The sequence below is a fragment of the Nonomuraea sp. NPDC049486 genome (assembly GCF_040676925.1).
GTDB classification, from domain to species: domain Bacteria; phylum Actinomycetota; class Actinomycetes; order Streptosporangiales; family Streptosporangiaceae; genus Nonomuraea; species Nonomuraea ferruginea.
Genome location: NZ_JBFAPV010000023.1, coordinates 19203 through 38401 on the forward strand (window position 1 = coordinate 19203; position 19199 = coordinate 38401).

The 19199-nt window shown below is 71.8% G+C and carries 17 protein-coding genes; 12 read left to right on the forward strand and 5 right to left on the reverse strand.

The genetic code is table 11. From position 1 onward, the window contains the following. Positions 1 to 99 precede the first annotated feature (99 nt). From AB0K05_RS40795 to AB0K05_RS40810, 4 genes are all read left to right on the forward strand, one after another. Positions 100 to 1311, forward strand: a complete 1212-nt coding sequence (locus tag AB0K05_RS40795) for a cytochrome P450 (RefSeq protein WP_271278821.1) — start codon at positions 100 to 102, stop codon at positions 1309 to 1311. Between the two features lie 19 nt (positions 1312 to 1330). Beyond that, positions 1331 to 1711 carry a VOC family protein gene (locus tag AB0K05_RS40800; RefSeq protein ID WP_271278822.1) on the forward strand — a complete coding sequence of 127 codons (381 nt, stop codon included), beginning with the start codon at positions 1331 to 1333 and terminating at the stop codon, positions 1709 to 1711. Positions 1712 to 1891: 180 nt separating this feature from the next. Continuing rightward, complete coding sequence (locus tag AB0K05_RS40805; RefSeq protein ID WP_148030993.1) at positions 1892 to 2824, forward strand: hypothetical protein; 933 nt, start codon at positions 1892 to 1894, stop codon at positions 2822 to 2824. 52 nt (positions 2825 to 2876) lie between these two features. Continuing rightward, positions 2877 to 3506 carry a TetR/AcrR family transcriptional regulator gene (locus tag AB0K05_RS40810; RefSeq protein WP_187281103.1) on the forward strand — a complete coding sequence of 210 codons (630 nt, stop codon included), beginning with the start codon at positions 2877 to 2879 and terminating at the stop codon, positions 3504 to 3506. Here the strand turns inward: AB0K05_RS40810 and AB0K05_RS40815 are convergent. The 3 genes from AB0K05_RS40815 to AB0K05_RS40825 form a co-directional block, all read right to left on the reverse strand. Continuing rightward, positions 3448 to 4143: a winged helix-turn-helix transcriptional regulator gene (locus AB0K05_RS40815; RefSeq protein ID WP_271278823.1), complete on the reverse strand. Its 696-nt coding sequence runs from the start codon at positions 4141 to 4143 to the stop codon at positions 3448 to 3450. The two genes, AB0K05_RS40810 and AB0K05_RS40815, sit on opposite strands and share 59 nt — an antisense overlap. 75 nt (positions 4144 to 4218) lie before the next feature. Further along, complete coding sequence (locus AB0K05_RS40820) at positions 4219 to 5418, reverse strand: AarF/UbiB family protein (protein WP_364236680.1); 1200 nt, start codon at positions 5416 to 5418, stop codon at positions 4219 to 4221. After that, a complete protein-coding gene (locus AB0K05_RS40825) occupies positions 5415 to 5867 on the reverse strand; it encodes an SRPBCC domain-containing protein (RefSeq protein ID WP_364236683.1) in 453 nt (150 codons plus the stop codon). The genes AB0K05_RS40820 and AB0K05_RS40825 overlap by 4 nt, the downstream gene beginning before the upstream one ends. Positions 5868 to 6015: 148 nt before the next feature. On the opposite strand from AB0K05_RS40825, the gene AB0K05_RS40830 reads away from it, so the two are divergent. Further along, positions 6016 to 8397, forward strand: a complete 2382-nt coding sequence (locus tag AB0K05_RS40830) for an AarF/UbiB family protein (protein ID WP_364236686.1) — start codon at positions 6016 to 6018, stop codon at positions 8395 to 8397. Between the two features lie 13 nt (positions 8398 to 8410). Here AB0K05_RS40830 and AB0K05_RS40835 read toward each other — a convergent pair whose 3' ends face one another. Both AB0K05_RS40835 and AB0K05_RS40840 read right to left on the reverse strand, forming a co-directional pair. Beyond that, positions 8411 to 9226, reverse strand: coding sequence for a hypothetical protein (locus AB0K05_RS40835; protein ID WP_148030999.1), 816 nt, complete (start codon positions 9224 to 9226; stop codon positions 8411 to 8413). Further along, positions 9223 to 10410 carry a KR domain-containing protein gene (locus tag AB0K05_RS40840; protein ID WP_364236690.1) on the reverse strand — a complete coding sequence of 396 codons (1188 nt, stop codon included), beginning with the start codon at positions 10408 to 10410 and terminating at the stop codon, positions 9223 to 9225. The genes AB0K05_RS40835 and AB0K05_RS40840 overlap by 4 nt, the downstream gene beginning before the upstream one ends. Before the next feature lie 332 nt (positions 10411 to 10742). Between AB0K05_RS40840 and AB0K05_RS40845 the strand changes: the two genes are divergently transcribed. From AB0K05_RS40845 to AB0K05_RS40875, 7 genes are all read left to right on the forward strand, one after another. Next, a complete protein-coding gene (locus tag AB0K05_RS40845; protein WP_219548083.1) occupies positions 10743 to 12014 on the forward strand; it encodes a HEAT repeat domain-containing protein in 1272 nt (423 codons plus the stop codon). 43 nt (positions 12015 to 12057) lie between these two features. Continuing rightward, on the forward strand, positions 12058 to 12702 hold the full coding sequence (locus AB0K05_RS40850; RefSeq protein ID WP_148031002.1) for a DUF6073 family protein: 645 nt from the start codon (positions 12058 to 12060) through the stop codon (positions 12700 to 12702). A gap of 37 nt (positions 12703 to 12739) precedes the next feature. After that, the gene (locus AB0K05_RS40855; RefSeq protein ID WP_219548081.1) at positions 12740 to 13756 is read left to right on the forward strand and encodes an SRPBCC domain-containing protein; all 1017 of its coding nucleotides are present in this window, start codon (positions 12740 to 12742) and stop codon (positions 13754 to 13756) included. A gap of 51 nt (positions 13757 to 13807) precedes the next feature. Further along, positions 13808 to 15067 carry a cytochrome P450 gene (locus AB0K05_RS40860; RefSeq protein WP_148031004.1) on the forward strand — a complete coding sequence of 420 codons (1260 nt, stop codon included), beginning with the start codon at positions 13808 to 13810 and terminating at the stop codon, positions 15065 to 15067. 166 nt (positions 15068 to 15233) lie between these two features. After that, positions 15234 to 16325 carry a class I SAM-dependent methyltransferase gene (locus AB0K05_RS40865; RefSeq protein ID WP_364236696.1) on the forward strand — a complete coding sequence of 364 codons (1092 nt, stop codon included), beginning with the start codon at positions 15234 to 15236 and terminating at the stop codon, positions 16323 to 16325. Further along, complete coding sequence (locus AB0K05_RS40870; protein WP_364236699.1) at positions 16322 to 17746, forward strand: alpha/beta fold hydrolase; 1425 nt, start codon at positions 16322 to 16324, stop codon at positions 17744 to 17746. Before AB0K05_RS40865 ends, AB0K05_RS40870 begins: the two co-directional genes overlap by 4 nt. Beyond that, complete coding sequence (locus AB0K05_RS40875; RefSeq protein ID WP_364236702.1) at positions 17743 to 19182, forward strand: alpha/beta fold hydrolase; 1440 nt, start codon at positions 17743 to 17745, stop codon at positions 19180 to 19182. The genes AB0K05_RS40870 and AB0K05_RS40875 overlap by 4 nt, the downstream gene beginning before the upstream one ends. Positions 19183 to 19199 lie beyond the last annotated feature (17 nt).

Here is a 19199-nt window from a genome sequence, read left to right on the forward strand (position 1 = left end):
AATAAACCATAGCTATTCACCTCGAACAATGGTCAGATCTAGACCTATATCGGGACATTTGGTATAGCTGTTTAAAGCTACGGAGGGAGGGCGGTCCGGATGACGGTCCCCATCGGCGCCGGGTTCGATCCCGTGGACCCCGCGGTCCTGCGCGATCCGTACCCCTACTACGCCTGGCTGCTGCGCCACGATCCGGTCCATCGCGGCGCGAACGGCATCTGGTACGTCACCCGGTACGACGACGTCCGCACCGTCCTGGGCGAGGCCCGGTTCGGCCGGGCCGGCATCCGCGACTTCTGGGCCTCGCTGGTCGGCCCCGGTCCGCTCAGCGAGGTGCTGCGCCACACGATCTTCTTCCAGGACGACCCCGACCACGAGCGGCTCCGCTCCCTGATCGGCCCGGCGTTCACTCCCCGGCTGATCCGGAGGATGGGCGCGGAGATCGAGCAGACCGCACGCGACCTGCTCCGGCCGCTGCGGAGGCGGGGCGAGATGGACCTGGTCGACGACTTCGCCTACCCGCTCGCGCTCGCCACGATCTCCACGCTGCTCGGCATGCCGGCCCGCGACCGTGACGCGCTGCGCGCCTGGTCGGTCGACATCGCCCCCACACTGGACCTCCTGGCCAGTCCGGAGGAGATCGCCCGGGGCCAGGCCGCCATGGGACAGTTCGCCGAGTACCTCACCGAGCTGATCGCCGAACGGCGCAGGAGCCCGGGGGACGACCTCATCAGCGCCATGATCGAGGCCACCGGCGGGCAGCGGCCCATCACCACCAACGCCCTGATCGGCACGGCCGTGGCGCTGGTCTTCGCCGGCCACGACACCGTGACCAACCAGATAGGCAACGGCGTCCTCGCCTTCCTGCGCCATCCTCGGCAGCTGGAACTGCTGCGCGCCGAACCGGACCGGCTGGCGGGCGCCGTCGAGGAGTGCCTGCGCTACGACTCGTCGGTCCAGTCCAACAGCCGGCAGATCTCGGCGGACCTCGACCTCTCCGGCACGAAGCTGCCCGAGGGCGCCTTCGTCGTCGCCCTCGCGGGGGCGGCGAACCGCGACCCGGCGCAGTTCACGGATCCGGACAGGTTCGACATCCGCCGCTCGGAGCGACCGCCCATGTCCTTCGGCGCCGGCATGCGCTTCTGCCTCGGGGCCCTGCTCGCCCGCATGGAGCTGAAGGCGGCACTGGGGCAGCTCGCCGGTCTGGCCGAGCTGCGGCAGGCCGTTCCCACCGGTGAGCTCGTCTACCGGCGCAGCACGATGTTCCGCGGGGTGGTCAGCCTGCCGATCACGTTCGCCGCCACACCCTAGCCAGCCGAGGAGGAGTCACGTGTCCCTGTCAGACGCGGTCGCCTGGTTCGAGATCCACGTCAACGACATAGGACGAATGCGTACGTTCTACACGGAAGTGTTCGGCTGGACCTACGAGGAGATCCCCGAGTTCCCTCTGGGCGCGTACTCCATGATCGTCACCGGGGCGGGCGGCCCGCCCGTCGGAGGGCTCGCCCAGTCGGCGCGCCGGACCCCGCCCACCGGCGAGTCCACCGTCGTCTACCTGCTCGTGGACGACATCGACGGCACGCTCGACGCCGTCCTGAAGGCCGGCGGCAAGGTGGACCGGCCGAAGATGGACATCGGCGGGAACCACGGCCACTGCGCTGTCTTCCGCGACCCGGAAGGCAACCACGTGGGCCTCTGGGCCGGCCGCTGAGCCCTGCCGCACACCGCTCCACCTCCCGGGAACCGTGATCGGCCGCTGCCCATGCGGGTCCCGGGGTTTCGCCGCGCCGCGCGGCAGCAGGCAGCACCTGCGGCGCAGCCGTGTCCAGCACCTCGAACGTCCATGATCCGACCGGCGCGCCGGTCGCGCCGGTACGAAGAGGAGACCCACATGGCACTCACCGAACAGCGCCCCGCCGAGCGGGCCGGGATCCGCCATCCCTGGCGGGCCGTCCTGATCAGCTCGCTGATCGGATTCCTGCTCACCGTCGTCTGGTCAGCGGAGTTCGTCGACTCGGTCATCGGGGAGAACGTCGCCGGCACCGTGCTCGGCCAGGAGCCGGAGGCCACGGTCCTCGACGGCATCCTGCCCGGCATCGTCTTCGCCTTCGCCACCGGGCTGGGCGGCACCTTCACCGCCTGCAACATCGCCGTCCTCGGCGCGCTCTGCCCGATCGTCGGACAGCCGCGCTCGCTGTCCGACCGCGTGGGGGCCGTCTTCAAGCCCCTCGCGTGGCTGACCGTGGGCATGCTCACGGTCTCCGGCGTGTACGGAGCCGTGGTCGGGATCGTCGGGACCGCCATGCCGCAGTTCTCGACCGCCCCCACCCTCCCGGGGGAGCTGTCGGCCAGGAGCGTCCAGTCGATGGTGGCGTTCGGCGTGATCGGGCTGGCGTTCGTCTGGCTCGGGCTGGCCGCGCTCGGCATCGTGCGCGACCCGCTCGCCCGGCTCACCCGGCGCTTCCCCAACGCGCCCATGGTGGTCATGGGAGCGCTCATCGGCGGCTTCCTCATCGGACGGCCGTACGGACTGTTCCGGCAGCTGTTCCGGGACGCCGCCGAGAGCCACAACCCGCTCTACGGGGCGCTGGCGTTCATGCTGCAGTCCGTGGGGAACATCGTGATCCTCACGGTGCTCTTCGTCCTGCTCGCGGTGGTCATGGGCGGCCGGGTGCAGGGCTGGTTCGCCGCCCGGCCCGGCCGGCTCGCCCTCATCACGGGAGCGGCCTTCATCGTCGTCGGGGTCTTCACCTTCCTGTACTGGGACGTACGGCTGCTGGCCAGACGCGAGCTCATCCCCTGGTACCCGGTGATCCCCTGGTGACGGGCCGCCCGGACGACGGGCGGGCCGGTAACCGGAGCTGATGAGGAGAAGCATGGCCAGGCGAACGCAGGCCGAGCGCTCGGACGTGACGACGGCCCGGCTGGTCGGCGCCGCGCACGAGCTGTTCGGCGGCAACGGCTATGCCGCGACCTCGATCGACACGATCTCCGCGGCGGCGGGGGTCACCAAGGGCGCCGTCTACCACCATTTCGGTAGCAAGATCGAGCTGTTCCGCGCCGTCTTCATCCGCGAGCAGCAGAAGATCGCGGCAAGACTGGAGTACGCCGCCGCCGAGGAGGACGACCCGTGGGAAGCCCTGCACAACGGCGTCCGCACCTTCCTGGAGCACTGCCTGGATCCGGGTTTCCGGCAGATCGTGCTGCTCGACGCCCCGTCGTTGATGGGCTGGGAGGCCGTGCGGGAGCTGGAGCACGGCCACACCCTGCGGGTCCTGCTGGCCGGTCTGCGCCTGGCCGGCGGGGGAGCGCCGGAGACGGTGGCCGCTCGCGCGCAGCTCGTCTTCTCGCTGATCTGCGAAGGCGGCATGCTGCTCGCCCGGTCGCCGAATCCGGCGGTCGACCTTCCCCCGCTGGCCGCGGACATAGACGCGTACCTGGAGACGCTCAGATCGCGGTCGGGCGGGGGCCGGGAAGCAGCCCCAGCAGACGGGAACAGCGGGTGAGGGCTTCCTGGTCGCCCTCCAGGCTCAGCCGTCTGGTCACCACGGCCTCGAAGGGCGAGAGCCGGCCGGAACCGATGTCCACGAACGTCTTGGCGTCGGTCGAGACCCGCAGGACCGCGTCCTCGGCGCCCTGCTGGACGACCGAGATCTGCCGGCCCCGCACCGCGATGTGGAACACCTGGTCGTCGACGAGGAACTCGTAGGACTCGTCGACGTCGGGGATCTGGTCCTTCCTGATCAGCGCCTCGACGGCCAGGACCCCCCACTGCGGCCGCACCTCGTCTTCCGCGCTGAAGGAGTGGGGGACGTTCAGCCCCCACCGGGCCAGGCCGAGCACCGGCTCGCGGAGCTCCTCACCGAAGGCCGTCAGCTCGTAGGTGTGCCCCCTGCCGCTCAGCCGCGGATGCTGCCGGACGACGCCCTGGCGGGTCAGCCAGCGGAGCCGCTCGGCGAGGAGGTTGGTGCCGATGCCTGGAAGATTGTGAAGCAGCTCGTTGTATCGCTGAGGGCCGACGAGGAGCTCTCGGATGATCAGCAGGGTCCATCGCTCGCCGATCACGTCGAGGCAAGCGGCCAGACCGCAGTATTGCCCGTAACGTCTGCGTTCGCCGGCGCGGGCCACCGACTCGTTCACCATACTAAGAAAGTGTATAGCGATGCTCCGGCGATGCCTCGGGAAGCCGTCGCCGGCGAGGTGAGCGCGTGGCAGGGCTCAGCGGACGCGCTCGGCGCGGGCCCGCGCGACGATGGAGCGCAACACGACGGGGCCCGCCAGAGATTGGAAGTTGATTCCCGGATCCAGCTGCTTGACCTGCCCTTCTATGGCCAGGAGGGCCATGAGAGGAAAGATGAACTCGGCCCGTGAGAACGCCTGGTGCCGCCGCTGGACGGCGAAGAAGCGGGCGGCGAACCCCGCCAGGGAGAAGGCCCCCGCCGTCAGCCCCGTGACGGAGCCGATGAGGCCCTCCATGTCGCGGCGGAACGCCTTCTCGGCCTCGGGCGGCACCGGACGGGCCGCGGCGGCCAGCGCGTGCGTGGCGCAGATCTCGGCGTTCCCGCTGGACATCCCGAGGAAGAACTCGGTGAAATGCGTCCGCATCTCCTCGTCCAGCTCGTAGGTGAACCCGGCGTCGACGATCGCCAGCCGGCCGTCGGGCAGCTCCCACCAGTTGCCCGGGTGCAGATCGCAGTGGACGACGCCGGTGATGAAGAGCATCTCGTACACCGTCAGGACGAGCCGCTTGGCGGTGCGCCGGGGATCGCGGAACCGCCGGCCGCCGGCCTGCCCCGGTATCCACGTCATCGTCAGCACGTCCGGCCCGCTCTGCCCGGGGAGCACCCGGGGGAAGACCACCGGCAGGACGAGTTCGAGGTCTTCGAGCCGGCTGAGGGTGGCCGCCTCCGCCACCAGGTCGGTCTGCCCGCGGACCGACTCGCACATCTCGTGCACGACCCGTTCCAGCGTGGGCCCCGAGCGCCGGAGCAGGACGCCCGCGACCCGGGCCATGGCGGTGATGAGGCCGAGATCGATCCGCAGCTGTTCGGCGGCCGTGGGGTGGACCGTCTTCACCGCCACGTCGGCGCCGTTCACCAGGCGCCGCTCCACGGTGGCCACGGATCCGATCTCCACGTCCGCCCCGCCGGCGCCGGCCCGCCCGCGCGCCAGGCCCTCCTCCAGCTCCTCGCAGAACGCGGCGGGGAGGATGTCCCTGCGGCTCGACAGCATCTGCCCGACCTTGATGAACGCCGGGCCCAGCCGCCACAGGGCCGCGCTCACCACGGCGCCCGCCCTCCTGAGCGTCCCCTCCCGCCGGCCGTGCCGCACCACGGCCCAGGCCAGCGACGCCGCCGTGGCGCACACCACGACGGCGACCTGCGCGATCCGCACGGCCGACCGGGCCGCGGAGCTCATCTCCCGCCCTCCGGACGCCGGATCGCGTCCTGGCGGGAGGCCGCCAGGTGCCGCTCCAGGGAGTCCAGGTAGTCGGCCCAGCCGCGGGCGTACCCGTCGGCCAGCTCCGCGGGAGGATCGAGGTGCCGCAGCGTCAGGACCGCGCCGCCCGGCGCCCCGCTGACGCTCACCTCCACCACGCTGTCGTGATGACCCGGGTCCTCCAGCAGGAACCGATACTCGCCCGCGTCCTCCCCGCGCCGGTAGCGGAGCACCGTCGCGTGTTTGACATAGGACTCGCCGGAGTCCTCCGTGAACCGCAGCCGGTAGCGTCCGTCGGAGCCCCGGGCGCACGGCGTGAACCAGGCGGAGATCGACTCGGGCGCGGTCACCGACAGCCATAACTCGGGGAAAGCGCAGTCGAAATGCCGGTGGATGGAAACGGCGGACGAATCTCTGTCCACGGACATGGCGTCACGTTAGCACGCGTAAATCATCGGCGGAACGGGCCGGTCGCCGAATTCCGCAGGAAAGCACACCGCAATTTCGAAGAAGCCGCCCCGGAAAGGCCTGACTATAATTCGTACATTTGCTGTCGTGCCAAAAGGGTGTCTTTCCATGGGTGAGAGAATTGCCGGGACGACCCGACACGAGATCGGCGACGGGCCGGAGCTGCCGCGGCCGATGGCCGTCGTGGCCACCGCGATGGTCGCCACGATGCTGGAATTCGGCTCGCGGACCGGGCTGAGCGCCGCGCTGGCCGCCGGCCCCGCTCAGGCGGCCGGGCTCGCCCGGGCCACCGGCGGCGACGCGCGCCTCGCCGAGGAGTGGCTGCGCGGCCTGGCCGCCGCCGGGCTGGTCTCCCACGACGAGGCGGGCTACGCGTGGTCGCCCGAGGTCCGGCCGTTCATCGGCGGGACGATGGACGTGCAGCCGGGGGTGGCGTTGTTCGGCGCGCTGACCCGGTGCGTCCCCGCGATCGCCGAGGCATACCACACCGGGGGAGCCCTCGACGACACGAGCTATCCGCAGGAGCTCGCCGAGGCGATGCAGCGGATGAGCGCCCAGTGGACCGGGGTCATCCTTCCGGACATCTGGTTGCCCGCCGTCCCCGGGCTCACCGACACCCTGCGGGCCGGCGGCAGGGTGGCGGAGATCGGCTGCGCGTCCGGTGAGACGCTGGAGACCCTGGCGACGGCCTTCCCCCGGATCACGGCGCAGGGCTTCGACCTCGACGAACGGCTGACCAGCGCGGGCAACGCCCGGCTGGCGGCGCGCGGCCTGACCGGACGCGTCTCGCTGTGCCACCTGGACGCCACGACGGCGCTGAGCGGCGGATACGACCTGATACTCGCCCTTAGCGTGCTCCACGACGTGAGCGACCTGTCCGGCATGCTGCGCGCCGCGGCCTCCGCCCTGCGCCCCGGCGGCACCCTGCTGGTCGTGGAATCTCCGCCGCTGACCGGACCGGCGGCGGCGATGCTGCTGGCGACCAGCGTGCTGTACTGCGTCCCGGCCACCGCCGCGCGGGGCGGCCGGCCGCTGGGCACCCTGGGGCTGACGCCCGAGACCCTGGTCGCCGCCGCCGCCGAGGCCGGGCTGTCGCCGGTCACGACGCTGCCCGCCGTGCACCCGATGGTGGCGGCGCACGCGTTCGGCAGGACGGCCGACCGGGCGCCCGGCGATGCCGGACCGGGCGAGCCCGCGCGGGAGAGCGCGGCCGGCCCGGACCACCTGCCGCGCGTGCGCGGGCTCCGCCTGGCCGGCCGCGCGGTGCGGCTGACCGGCCGGGTGGGCGCCGCGGCGCCGCACGTGGTGTCGGCGTGGCTGGTCGACCGGCTGCTCCGCGGCAGGACACGGGCGCAGACGCGCGGCACCAGGCGGCTCGTACGGCATGTCGAACGCATGGGCCCCACCTACGTCAAGTTCGGGCAGATGCTGGCCAGCCGCGCCGACCTGTTCCCCGCCCACGTCACCGAGCAGCTGGCCGCCCTGCACGACGACGTCACCCCGATGGGCGCCGCGGAGTTCGGCCGTCAACTGGCCCTCGCCACGCGTCAGGAGCCGCGGCTGAGCCGGCTCAACGTGACGGATCGCTGCGTCGGCAGCGGCAGCATCGCCTGCGTGTACGAGGCCATCGACCCGGACGGCCGCCTGCTGGCCGTCAAGCTGCAGCGGGAGGGCGTCGCGGAGTCGATGTCGACCGACCTCACCCTGCTGACCGCGCTCACCCGGGTGGCCGAGAAGCTGCCCGCGGCGGGCGGCGCGCCCATGGCCGACCTCGTCGGCTACATGTCCCGGGCGCTCTACGGCCAGATCGACTTCTTCCGCGAGGCCGGCCACCTGCGCCGGCTCGCCGCGAACCTGGCCCGGTACGAGGAGATCATCGTGCCGCGGGTGCACGAGGACTACACCTGCCCCGTGGCCCTGGTGACCGACCTCGTCCCGGGACTCGCCGACGACGTTCCGGCCGCCGACCTGGCCGGGCGCGACCGCGTCGCGTCGCGGGTGCTCGAAGCCGTCGGCTCGATGATCTTCAAGGACGGCTTCGTCCACTGCGACCTCCATCCGGGCAACATCTACATCCGGCCGGACGGCACCGTCGTGATCCTGGACGCCGGCTACTGCGTGGAGATGCCGGGGAGGGTCCGGGACGCACTCCGGGACTTCTTCATCAACCTGGCGCTCCGCAACGGGCAGCGGTGCGGGGAGATCATGTACGACTCGGCCTTCCCCACGGGACCGCCCGCCGGGCACACCCCGGCGCGCAGGCGCGCGTTCGCCCGCGAGATCGCCGGGCTCGTACGGGCGACGACGGAGCCGGGAGGGCGGTTCGACATGACCGACTTCGGCCCCCGCGTCTTCGAGCACCAGAACAGCTACGGCGTCCACCCGCCGGCCGACTTCGCGTTCCCCCTGATGTCCCTGATGATCGTGGAGGGGACGCTCCGGCGCTGGTGGCCCGGCCTGCAGATCCCCGCGGCCACCGGAGTCCGGTGAGCCCGGGGCGGGCTCAGGCGTGGACCGCCCGCTGGAGGGTGTGCCGCCAGGTGGCCAGGAACCGGTCCCGCAGCACCTCCCGCGTCTCGGCGTCCAGGTCCAGCGCCGCCCATCCCGTGTGCCGCACCCGCAGCTCCAGCGCGGTCGCGGTGGCCGTGACAGCCACCTCGGCCTCGGTGGGCGGGCACCCGGGCACGGCTTCGATCCCGAGCGCGACCAGGTCGTCGAAGTGCGTGCGCCAGCGGACGACGGGAAATGGCCGGGGCCCCTCGGAGTCGATCACGTAGAACCAGCGCGGCGGCCACGCGGGACCGGAGAGCGGCAGCCACTCGCTCAGGACGGCCCGGTGCAGCGGGCGCCAGCCCGGCCTGTCGAGCGTCCTGCGCTCGGTGATGTCGGCGAGTCCGTCGTCCGTCTCGCCGGGGGCCGGGGGAGCGCCCGGCAGCGACGCCGCCAGGCGATCGAGCCGGTGCTGCCACAGCCGCCTGGCCTGGTGGACGGTCGCCGGGTCCGCCGACTCCAGCGTCTCACTGACGCGCAGCAGCACCGGCCCGGACCCGAGGACGTCGAACCGGACGGCGGTGACGGGGCTGACCCCGAGATAGGCGCTGGTGAACGCGAGGACCCGCTCCGGGAGGATCGTCTCGACCCAGAGGCGGTACACCGAGGACGTGCCCGTCGCGACGGTCAGCTCCTGGGCGACGTGGGTGATGTCCGCCTCCAGCCGCCCCCACCAGGCCTGGGCGCGCCGGGCGTCCACGATCATCCGCCACGCGGCCGCGGCGTCGCACGGCAGCCGGACGGAGTGCTCGACGACCGAACCGTTCACCTCTGCCTCCCCGGCGCGCGGGTGTTCCAGTCACGGTGGCCGGAACCCCAGGTGTAGACGGTGTCGTCCGCGACCTGGGCACGGACGATCCGATCCCGCGGACCGACCTCCCGATGCCGCGCGGTCCCGCCCGGGAGGCAGAGCCTCACCAGGCGCCGCACCGACGCGTCGTCCACCACGAGGGAGCTGCCGCCGATCCCGGAGATCGCCGCCACCGGACGCTCGGGCGTGGGCTGGGGCCCGCCGAGCACGATCTCGCCGGGCATCGGCCGCCGCCGGTCCAGGAGTCTCTCGGTGACCTGGACGCCCCACTCCGGCGGCACGACCGCGAACCCCGCCCGGCCCGCCATCCCGGCGCTGGCCGCCCCCATCCCCACCGCCGACCAGAGCGACCACTCGGCCGTGACGACGCGCACCTCCGGACGTTCCTCCCGCAGCCGCGCCGCCTCCCGCCGCAGCAGCTCGTTGGCCAGCGCGTACCCGCCGAACAGCCGGTGCGGGTGGCGGGACTCGGTCGAGCCGAACGCCACCACCGACCGCAGCCCGGCGGGCACCAGGGCCTCCACCAGGGTGCGCAGGGCCGTGGCCTTGCCGCCCGCCAGCCGTTCCAGGTCGTCGGCGGACAGGTCGGCCAGCGGCGCCAGATCCAGCTCCCCCGCGGCGTGCACCAGGTGCGTGATCGGGAAGGGGGCCGCGGGAACGGCCGCGGTGACGTCCGCCTGATCGACGACCACGCTGGTGCGCGCGATCGTGGCGGCGAGCCGCCGCCGGTCGGCCGCCGGCAGGCCGCCCGCCGGGCGCCGGTCGAGCAGCCACAGCGGGTGCCCCGCGGCGGCCAGCCGCGCGGCCAGGGCCAGGCCGATCCCGCCGAGCCCGCCGCTGATCGCCACCCCGGCGGGCTCGCCGCCGCGACCGGTGGGCGCGGGCAGGCGGTACCGCATCCACCGTGGCGGACGCGTACGGAAGGACTCCCGGCCGTCGCGCACGATCTCGCGGTGACGCAGGTGCGGCCACTCGCGCGACGCCGCCCGGAGCAGGCCGCCGCCGCCGGCGCCGCGGTGGGCGAGCGTGAGCGGCAGGCCGCGCTCCGCGGCTCGCCTGATCCCGCCGAGGAGCAGAGCGGCGTCACCCGGGCGCCAGCGAGCGCCGAGTTCGACGAGGATCCCGTCGTCGTCCGCGTGCACACGTGATCCGGAATGCCGCGTTTCCGGGAGCGCGCACGGCCGTGGCGGGCAGGGGCCGGGGACGAACGTCAAATCCGTGTTCGGTGCGATCAGATTGCCCATCGCGACCCTTCCATGGATCACCTCGACCGGCTGATCGGCTTTCTGAGGTCACGCCGACAGTATCCGATCACTTTTTCTCCTGCCAGGCGCGAACACCGTGCCCGGCCTCGGTAGGCAACGTGGGAGAAGTTTTGTCATCCGCTCCCTCCTAGCGTGACTGCTGTAGCCACAACTTCGCCCTTCGGAGGCAACAGATGGCAATCGATCTATGCAATAAGTCCCCGGAATCAGTGGGTAACCCCGGTCCTGAGTCATCGCTTCCGGTCGAGGCTCCGCCGCTCGAGTCGCTCCGCGACGAGCAGCGGGACGCGCTCAACTTCGCCTACCGCACCACGCTCAGCATGGACCCGCGCTTCGTGGCCGGCGACCCGGCCGCCTGGTGCAGCGATTTCGGCTACGCCCTGAACAGGGCCGCCGTCCGGGTCGACAACCGGACCGACGAGGAGCTCCAGCACGACGCGCTGCACCACCCCGACCCGGTCATGCGCGAGCAGGCCGTCTTCGAGTACGCCGACCGGGACCTGCCCGACGCGTTCGAGCTGCTCGCCGAGGTCATCCGGCACGACAAGAACCGCGAGGTCCGCTGGGACACCCTCTGGGCCATGGAGAAGCTCGGCGGCCCGCACGCCATCGCCGCGCTGCGCCGCTTCGCGAAGGACTCCGACCCGGAGATCGCCGAGTGGTCGAAGCTGTTCGCCAGCGAGCTCACCACCGGCGACCCCGCGTTCGACGGCCGCGGCGGCGTCTTCACCGAGGGCAGGACCTTCGACGAGACGATCTACCTGCTCATCCACTGCGACCTCTACGTCCGCCTCGACGGCACCAACCAGCACTGGGGCAAGGTCTCGCTGGGCCCGCTCGGCCTGGCGCGCGTCTACGGCCAGGCGCACGCGTGCCCGAACGTCGCGACCCGCGAGAAGCAGCTGCTGATGGCCAAGACCATCAGCGGCCTGCACGTCGACGGCTCACCGCACATGGACAACTACCTGTTCCGCGGCTTCACCGAGCGCAGCAGGCGCGACCGCGGCAACTTCTTCTTCGAGTCGCAGGTCCCGCGGACGTTCTTCAAGTCCGGCCGCGCGGACGACCCCTCGCAGGGCACCCACGACACCCGCATCGGCTTCGCCCGCTACGGCACCTGGCACCTCGACCCCACGCTGAAGGTCCGCGGCGAGGACGCCATCAGGTACGTCCGGGGCCGGTTCCAGGGCTGGGGCTACACGAACGTCGAGAGCGTCGCCGGCAAGTCACTCGAGGAGATCCTGCAGCCGGGCAACGGCATCCTGTCGACCATGCACGACCCCGAGGTCAGGGACCTGACCAACGTGTTCATCCTCGGCACCTTCAAGGGGAAGCTGAACGACTGGGACGGCGACGGCCGCATCGACCTCAACTCCAGGGACGTCTACAGCACCGTCGACGGCGAGATCGACAGCAACCAGGACGGCATCGCCGACGAGCCCGGGCGCACCTGCTGCGACTACCGCGCCGTGGGCCTCTGATCCCGGCCACAGGCCGATCACACACCCCCTGAAAGGAAAAGCCATGATCACCAATCCCGAGAAGACCACCGTCTACGGCCGGCCGGTCCAGACGGACGGGGTGCCCAACCTGTACGAGGGCACGCAGGTCGTCCGCTGGGCCACGCCCGAGGCCGGCATCGACAACCTCGGCATCCACTCCTGGGACACCTTCGCCATCCCTGGAGTCGGCGAGTTCGACGTCGAGTTCGACGGTTACGTACGGGTGGTCCGGTCCGAGCCCACGGAGAACGAGTGGGCCGACGCCGAGGTGTACACCAACCTCATCGAGATGAAGATGACCGGCACGTCGGAGGAACTGGGGACCATCACCGTCACCCTCAACCCGACCTGCCTGTCCGCCGGCCAGATCCGCAACCCCTTCGATCCCTACGCGGGAGAGGGCCCTTCGGCCAAGGCGTGCCGGATGGCCGTCGGATGCCTGTTCGACATCCCCAAGCTGGGCAAGACGCTGTTCAACAAGGAACCCGTCATCCTGACGATCGACGACGTCCGCTCGATCCCGCCGGCGGGCGCCCCGGGCAAGGGCCAGATCTACCGGATGCTGCCGCTGCACGACCTCAAGAACCCCGACGCCGAGCCGGTCGGCTACCTGACCAGCCTGCGCTTCAACATGGGCGGCTACCTGGCCCCGGAGAAGATCGCCTGACCGGTTTCCCAGCACCTCTGAACGAGCCGAGGACGCCATGACCACTGTCTCACCACTGCCCGACGAGCTCACCGTTCCGCTGACCGAGCCGTCACCCTTCCCTCCCTTCCGCGCGACGGCCCAGCCGGTCGCCCACGACCGGTGGGAAAGGCTGATCACGACGGTGACCGTACCGGCAGACCTGGACGCGGTGTGGACGGCGCTGGCCGATCCCGGGCGGATCGGGCTCTGGCTGGCGCGCACGGGTGAGTCCTGGGCGCGCGAGGGCGAGCGGAGCATGCTCGACTTCCGCGACGGCGAGTTCTTCTGGTGCCACACCGACGAGGTGCGGCCGCCCGGCCCGGACGGTCACACGGCCACGCTGAGCTATCGCTGGCGCTGGGTCGGCGTGGGCCCGGCCACCCGCGTGACGTGGCAGCTCACCGCCATGGGCGCGGCCACCACCGTGACCGTCACGGAGATCAGCTCGAACGGGCCGTCGGACTGGCGGAGCTGGAACGGCACCGGCTGGCCGGGCATCCTCGACCAGCTCTCCGACCACGTGCAGACCGGACGGGACGTGCGCTGGACCTGGCGGCGCATGGGGCCGTACGTCCAGACCGAGCTGCCCCTGCCGGCCTACGAGGCGTGGGCGGCGCTCACCGCCGTCCCGGCGCTGCAGTACTGGACGGGACGCACCTCCGGCTCGCTGAACGTCGACGACCCGATGGCGTTCGTGATCGGCGACGCCAGCGGAAGCTGCGTGCTGACGGTCACCGAGCACCTGGAGGCCGGGCAGCGGTTCCCGTCCTACCTGCCGAGCCTGAACTTCAGGCTCGACCGCGGCGGATGGCCGGATCACCTCTCCGGCCATCTGTGGATCGAGCCGGCGCACCTGGGCGGCAGCCTGCTGCAGGTCTTCCACTACGGCTGGGAGATGTTCGGCTCGACGGAGACCGCCCCGCACGACCGCACCCTGCTCACGCGGTTCTGGGCTTCGGCCTTCGACCGTCTCGGCACTCTCATCCGGCGCGCGTCCGCGCCACCGGACATGCCGGACGGCATCCCCGGATGACGTGAGCCCGCGCAAGTCATCGCACGAACACACAACGGAAGGACCGGCGACATGGGACACGCCGAGGACGAGGTTCACCCGCTGTACCAGCCGCATCTTCGCAACAACCCCTTCCCGATCTACGCGAGCATGCGGGAGGAGGGACCCGTCCAGCTCGTCAAGGAGCCGCGCGGCATCGAGCACTGGGTGATCACCCGGTACGAGGAGGCGCGGGCCGCGCTCGCGGACCGGCGGCTCTCCCGCGATCCCCGGAACATGTGGGAGGTCATGCGGCAGACGGAACTCTACGACGAGGGCGAAGAGGACTCCGAGCCGCACATGCTCAACGCCGACCCGCCCGAGCACACCCGGCTCCGCCAGCTGGCCAACAAGGCGTTCACCGCCGAGCGGGTGGAGCGGCTCCGCCCGGGCATCCAGCAGATCACCGATGAGCTGCTCGCCGGGATCGACACCTCCAAGCAGGTCGACTTCATGCGCGAGTTCGCGGCGCCGATGCCGATCAAGGTCATCTGCACGCTGCTGGGCGTGCCGTACCAGGACGCCGTGAGCTTCACCAACTGGGTGCTCGCGGCCCTCACCCCCACCTACGTCACGGGCGAGCGGATCCGCCCGTACGAGGCCAACCGGCTGCTGCGCGACTACTTCGTCGACCTGGTCGCCCGCAAGCGCGCCGAGCTCAAGCCCGGCTCGGGGCGCGAGGAGGAGCAGCCCGACCTGCTCAGCGCGCTGGTCGTGGCGTCGGACTCGGGCAACACGTTCAGCGAGAAGGAGGTCGTGTCCACGGCGGGCCTGCTCCTGATCGCGGGCTACAAGACCACCGTGAACCTGATCGGCAACGGCATGCTGGCGTTGCTGCAGCACCCGGGCGAGATCGAGCGACTGCGCCGGGACCCGTCCCTGATGACGTCGGCGGTCGAGGAGCTGGCCCGCTACGACGGCCCCGTGGAGCGCGCGATGCTGCGCGTGGCCACCGAGCCCGTCACGATCGGCGACGTCACGATCCCGGCCGGCGGGCTGGTGACGGTCGCCAACGCCGCGGCCAACCGCGACGAGAGCAGGTTCGAGGACGGCGAGCGGCTCGACGTGAGCCGCGGCGACCGCAACCACCTGGGGTTCGGCTACGGCATCCACTACTGCATCGGGGCGCCGCTGTCCCGGCTGGAGACCGAGATCGCGTTCACGTCGTTGCTGAACGAGTTCTCCGACATCACCCTCGCCTGCCCGGTCGAGAAGCTGGAGTACCGCGAGACCGGTGTGCTCCGCGGCCTCGCCGAGCTGCCGGTCTGGTTCACCCGGCGCGAGACCGCCTAGCCTCCCGACGGTCCGGGCCCGAACCGGCACGCCGATCCCGGCGTGCCGGTTTCCCTTTCCGCCCGTTCATCGCCTCGGCCCGCGGCCGCAATCTGGAAGAAGCCGCCCGGCTGAGCCGATGCCTACGCTGACGGAACTGGACAGGAAACGACGACAGGTGGCGCACATGGGCGATCCCGGCGTTTTCGACCGTACATCCGACATCGAAGAGGCCATGGCGGCCGGCGCGCGGTTCATGACGGATCTGAGCCGCGCCATGGTGGTGCTGTCGTGCGCCGTCGGGGACCAGCTGGGCCTGTTCGCGGCGCTGGCCGACGGCGAAGGCCACAGCGCGGACGACATCGCGAAGCAGGCCGGCGCCGACGCCCGTTACGTGCGCGAATGGGCGCGTACGCTGGCCGCGGCCGGCTATCTGGAGCTGGACCGCTCCGGCGAGGAGTTCCGCCTCCCGCCCGCGTACACGGCGCTCCTGGCCGACCCCGGCTCTCCCTTCTACGTTGGCGGGATCGCCCGCCTGGTCCCTCCTCTGGCCGCGATGGTCGAGCGGGTGGCGGGCTGCTTCCGCAGCGGCGAGGGGCTGACGCCGGGCGACTATCCGCCGGCGATGTACCAGGCCACCTGGCGGATGAGCGCCAAGTGGCTCGAAGCGATGCTGCTCGACCAGTGGCTGCCGCTCGTCCCCGGCCTGGAGGAGAAACTGGCGGCCGGCGCCGAGGTCGCCCACTTGGCCTGCGGGTCGGGCACCGCGCTCGCCCTGCTCGCCCGGCGCTTCCCGGCCTCGCGCTGCACGGGGGTCGACCGGCACGAACTCAACGTCGAGCGGGCCCGCGGCGAGATCGCCGAGTACGGCGTCGCGGACCGGGTGACGCTCACCCGGGTGACGGGGTTCGCGGACGGCCTGTCCGGACCGTACGAGCTGATCATGGCCTTCGACTCGCTCCACCTCGCGGCCGACCCCGGCGACGTCCTGCGCGACGTGGCCCGCGCGCTGACGGAGACCGGCGTCTTCCTGCTGCTGGAGACGGACTGCTCGACCGACCCGCACGAGAACGTGGGGGACGTCGCCGCCTTCCTCTACGGCACCAGCACCCTGTACTCGGTGCCGCTCTCCCGGACGGGGCCGGTGGTGGCGGGCATGCTGGGGCTCCCGCAGCCGGTGCTCACCCGCCTGTGCGCCGACGCCGGCCTGACGGCTCCCCGGCGGATCGCCGCCCCCACCCCCTTCAACGTCCTCTACGAGATCAGGAAGGCGTCATGAGCGGAGCCCGTACGGCCGGCGACGTCCCCGCACCGCCCGCGCCGATCCGCTGGTCCGAGGCGGGCGACGGCTCACAGCGGGCCCGTGTGCCCGTACCCGTCGACCACCGCGACCCGGATGGGCCGGCGATCGACCTGGCCCTGGTCCGCTACCCCGCCGCCGGGCCCGGAGCCCGGCGGGGCGTCCTGGTCGTCACCCCCGACGACCCGGGCAGCTCCGGCATCGCGATGGCCACGCAGGTGAGGGCGGCGCTGGCGCCGTCCGTCGCCGCCGTCTTCGACGTGATCGGGTTCGACCACCGCTTCAGCGGCGAGAGCGCGCCGCTGCGGTGGGGGCTGGACCAGCGCGAGATCTTCTGGGTGTTCCACGAGTCGGAGTCGTTCGCCGAAGAGGTCCGGTTCCAGGCCGAGCTCGCCGCCAAGGCCGCCGGCCACTCCGTCGACGTGCTGCCGCACATCACCACCCGCGCCATCGCCCGGGATATCGACGTCGTCCGGCGTGCCCTCGGCGAGGAGCGCGTCTGCCTGCTCGGGCACAACTACGGCTCCTACGTCGCCGCCGTCTACTGCGAGCTGTTCGGCGACCGCGCCGACCGGGTGATCCTCGACAGCGTCCTCAGCCCCGACTGGGTGTGGCAGGGCCTGTTCACGAACTTCGCGCGCAACTGCGAGGCCACGCTGCGGCACTGGTGCGCGGCGACCGCGCGCCCGCAGGGTCCCCTCGGTGACACCCCGCAGCAGGTGCGCGACGCCTTCGACGAGGTCCTCCGCAAGGCGGGGGCGGCGGGGGTCACGCTGCCTGGGGTGCCTGTGCCGCTGGACGAGCAGTTCCTGCGGGTGCTGACCATGATGCTGCTCAGCTCGCGGCGCTCACATCCGGCCCTGGAGGACGTCATCCGGTCGGCGAGGTCCGGCGCGCCACTCCAGCCGGGCACCCAGCAGCTCATCGGCTCGATGTTCGCGGTGCCCCGCGACGCGAGCACCGCCGCCGCGCAACTGGCGATCCTGTGCGGGGACGCGGCCTGGCCGCGGGCGCTGGAGGAGTACGAGGCGGCCGTTCAGGACGCGTCCGGGTTCATGGACCGGGCGCTGCTCGGCGTCAAGGCCGGCGCCTTCTGGCCGGTCCAGCCGCTGGAGCCGCCGACCGTGTTCGGCCCCCGCGAGACGGGTGGCGTGCTCCTGATCCAGGCGGAGCGTGACATGTTCACCTCCGACGCCGGGGCGAGACGGCTGCGCGGCCTGCTGGGCGACCGGTCCCGGCTGGTCATGCTGCGGGACGTGATCGAACACCGGATCTTCCCCTTCGCCGGCGACCCCCGGGTGGACGCGGTGGCACAGGAGTTCCTGATGACCGGGCGGCTGCCGGAGGCCGACGTCGTCGTGGGCGACGACTCCTACGAGGATGGGGAGGCCCGTCGATGAACCAGCCGGCGTCCTATTACCGGCAGCAGGTCGCATGGGGCGAGCCGGACCCCGCGCTGGGCGGCGCCCGCCGGGCGGTGCTGCGGGTGCCCCTCGACTACCGGCGGCCGGGGGAACGCGACATCGAGATCGGCATCGCCAGGCACAGTGCGACGGGCCGCCGCCAGGGGGTGCTTCTCGTCGGCCCGGGCGACGACCTGGGCAACAGCGGCCTGGCCCTCCTGGCGGCGCTGCTCGGCAGCCTCCCCGAACGGCTGACCGAGGCGTTCGACGTCGTGGGGTTCGACCACCGGTTCATGGGCGCCAGCACCCCCGTCTTCTGCGACCTCGAACCCGAGGAACGCTTCTGGGTCTTCCACCAGCCCGAGTCCTTCGACGCCGAGATGCGCTACCAGGCCACGGTGGCCGCCAAGTGCTCGGCCGGGACGCTCGACCTGCTCGCCCACGCCAACTCCCGCAACATCTGCCGTGACATGGACGTCATCCGCGGTGTGCTGGGCGCGGACCGGATCGACTACCTGGGGTACTCGTACGGGACCTATCTCGGCGCCGTCTACGGCGAGATGTTCGGCGCGCACCTGAACCGCGCGGTGCTGGACGCGATCTGCAGCCCCGACTGGGTGTGGCGCGGGCTGTTCACCGACTTCCCGGCGAACGGCGAACGGGCGCTGAACCGGTGGTGCAGGTGGGCCGCCACCCAGCACGCCACCTACCGGCTCGGCACCGCCGGCCCCGAGGTCCGGGCCGCCTACGACTCCGTCCTCGCCGCGGTGGACCGGGGGGAGCCCGTCACGCTGATGGGGTTCCCCCTCGACCGCACCCTGGCCAGGCTGATCCCCGTCGGGATACTCAACAGCGAGAAGGCCTATCCCGTCCTCGCCGACATCCTCCGCCACCTGCTCACCCAGGCGGACCTGGACGCGAGCAGCATGGAGTTCCTCGCCCGGATGTTCGGCGAGCCGAAGGAGGAGAGCGGCACGGTCGCCCAGCTGGCGATCCTGGCCGGCGACGCGCTCTGGCCCCGCAGCCCGGCGCTCTACGAGCAGGACATGCTGAAGGCGGCCGGGGAGTTCCCCTGGACCGGCGCGGCGCTCAACGGGATCAAGGCGCCGGCGTTCTGGCCCGTCCCGCCGGCGGAGCCCGCCACCCGGCTCGGCACGGAGTCCGGCGGCGGCAGCTACCTGCTGGTGGCGGCCGACGAGGACATGTCCACTCCCTGGGCGGCCGCCCGGCGGATGCACGAGGTGCTGGGGGAGCGCTCGACTTTCGTGACCGTGGCGGACACGGCGCACCACCGGGTCTTCCCGTTCTACGGCAACACCGGACTGAACGAGCTGGTCTGCGACTTCCTGCTGACGGGGAGCACGCCGGGCCCCGACCACGTCTGCCCCAACCCGGACCGGCTCCTGGAACCGGCTGCGTCCGGCCGGGGCTGACCGGCGCCGGGAAGTAG

Coding starts and splice junctions, on each gene's coding strand:
- AB0K05_RS40815 (WP_271278823.1), bottom strand. CDS start 4,143: ATGGTGAACGAGTCGGTGGCCCGCGCCGGCGAACGCAGACGTTACGGG.
- AB0K05_RS40830 (WP_364236686.1), top strand. CDS start 6,016: ATGGGTGAGAGAATTGCCGGGACGACCCGACACGAGATCGGCGACGGG.
- AB0K05_RS40855 (WP_219548081.1), top strand. CDS start 12,740: ATGACCACTGTCTCACCACTGCCCGACGAGCTCACCGTTCCGCTGACC.
- AB0K05_RS40820 (WP_364236680.1), bottom strand. CDS start 5,418: ATGAGCTCCGCGGCCCGGTCGGCCGTGCGGATCGCGCAGGTCGCCGTC.
- AB0K05_RS40795 (WP_271278821.1), top strand. CDS start 100: ATGACGGTCCCCATCGGCGCCGGGTTCGATCCCGTGGACCCCGCGGTC.
- AB0K05_RS40860 (WP_148031004.1), top strand. CDS start 13,808: ATGGGACACGCCGAGGACGAGGTTCACCCGCTGTACCAGCCGCATCTT.
- AB0K05_RS40870 (WP_364236699.1), top strand. CDS start 16,322: ATGAGCGGAGCCCGTACGGCCGGCGACGTCCCCGCACCGCCCGCGCCG.
- AB0K05_RS40875 (WP_364236702.1), top strand. CDS start 17,743: ATGAACCAGCCGGCGTCCTATTACCGGCAGCAGGTCGCATGGGGCGAG.
- AB0K05_RS40865 (WP_364236696.1), top strand. CDS start 15,234: ATGGGCGATCCCGGCGTTTTCGACCGTACATCCGACATCGAAGAGGCC.
- AB0K05_RS40810 (WP_187281103.1), top strand. CDS start 2,877: ATGGCCAGGCGAACGCAGGCCGAGCGCTCGGACGTGACGACGGCCCGG.
- AB0K05_RS40805 (WP_148030993.1), top strand. CDS start 1,892: ATGGCACTCACCGAACAGCGCCCCGCCGAGCGGGCCGGGATCCGCCAT.
- AB0K05_RS40850 (WP_148031002.1), top strand. CDS start 12,058: ATGATCACCAATCCCGAGAAGACCACCGTCTACGGCCGGCCGGTCCAG.
- AB0K05_RS40825 (WP_364236683.1), bottom strand. CDS start 5,867: ATGTCCGTGGACAGAGATTCGTCCGCCGTTTCCATCCACCGGCATTTC.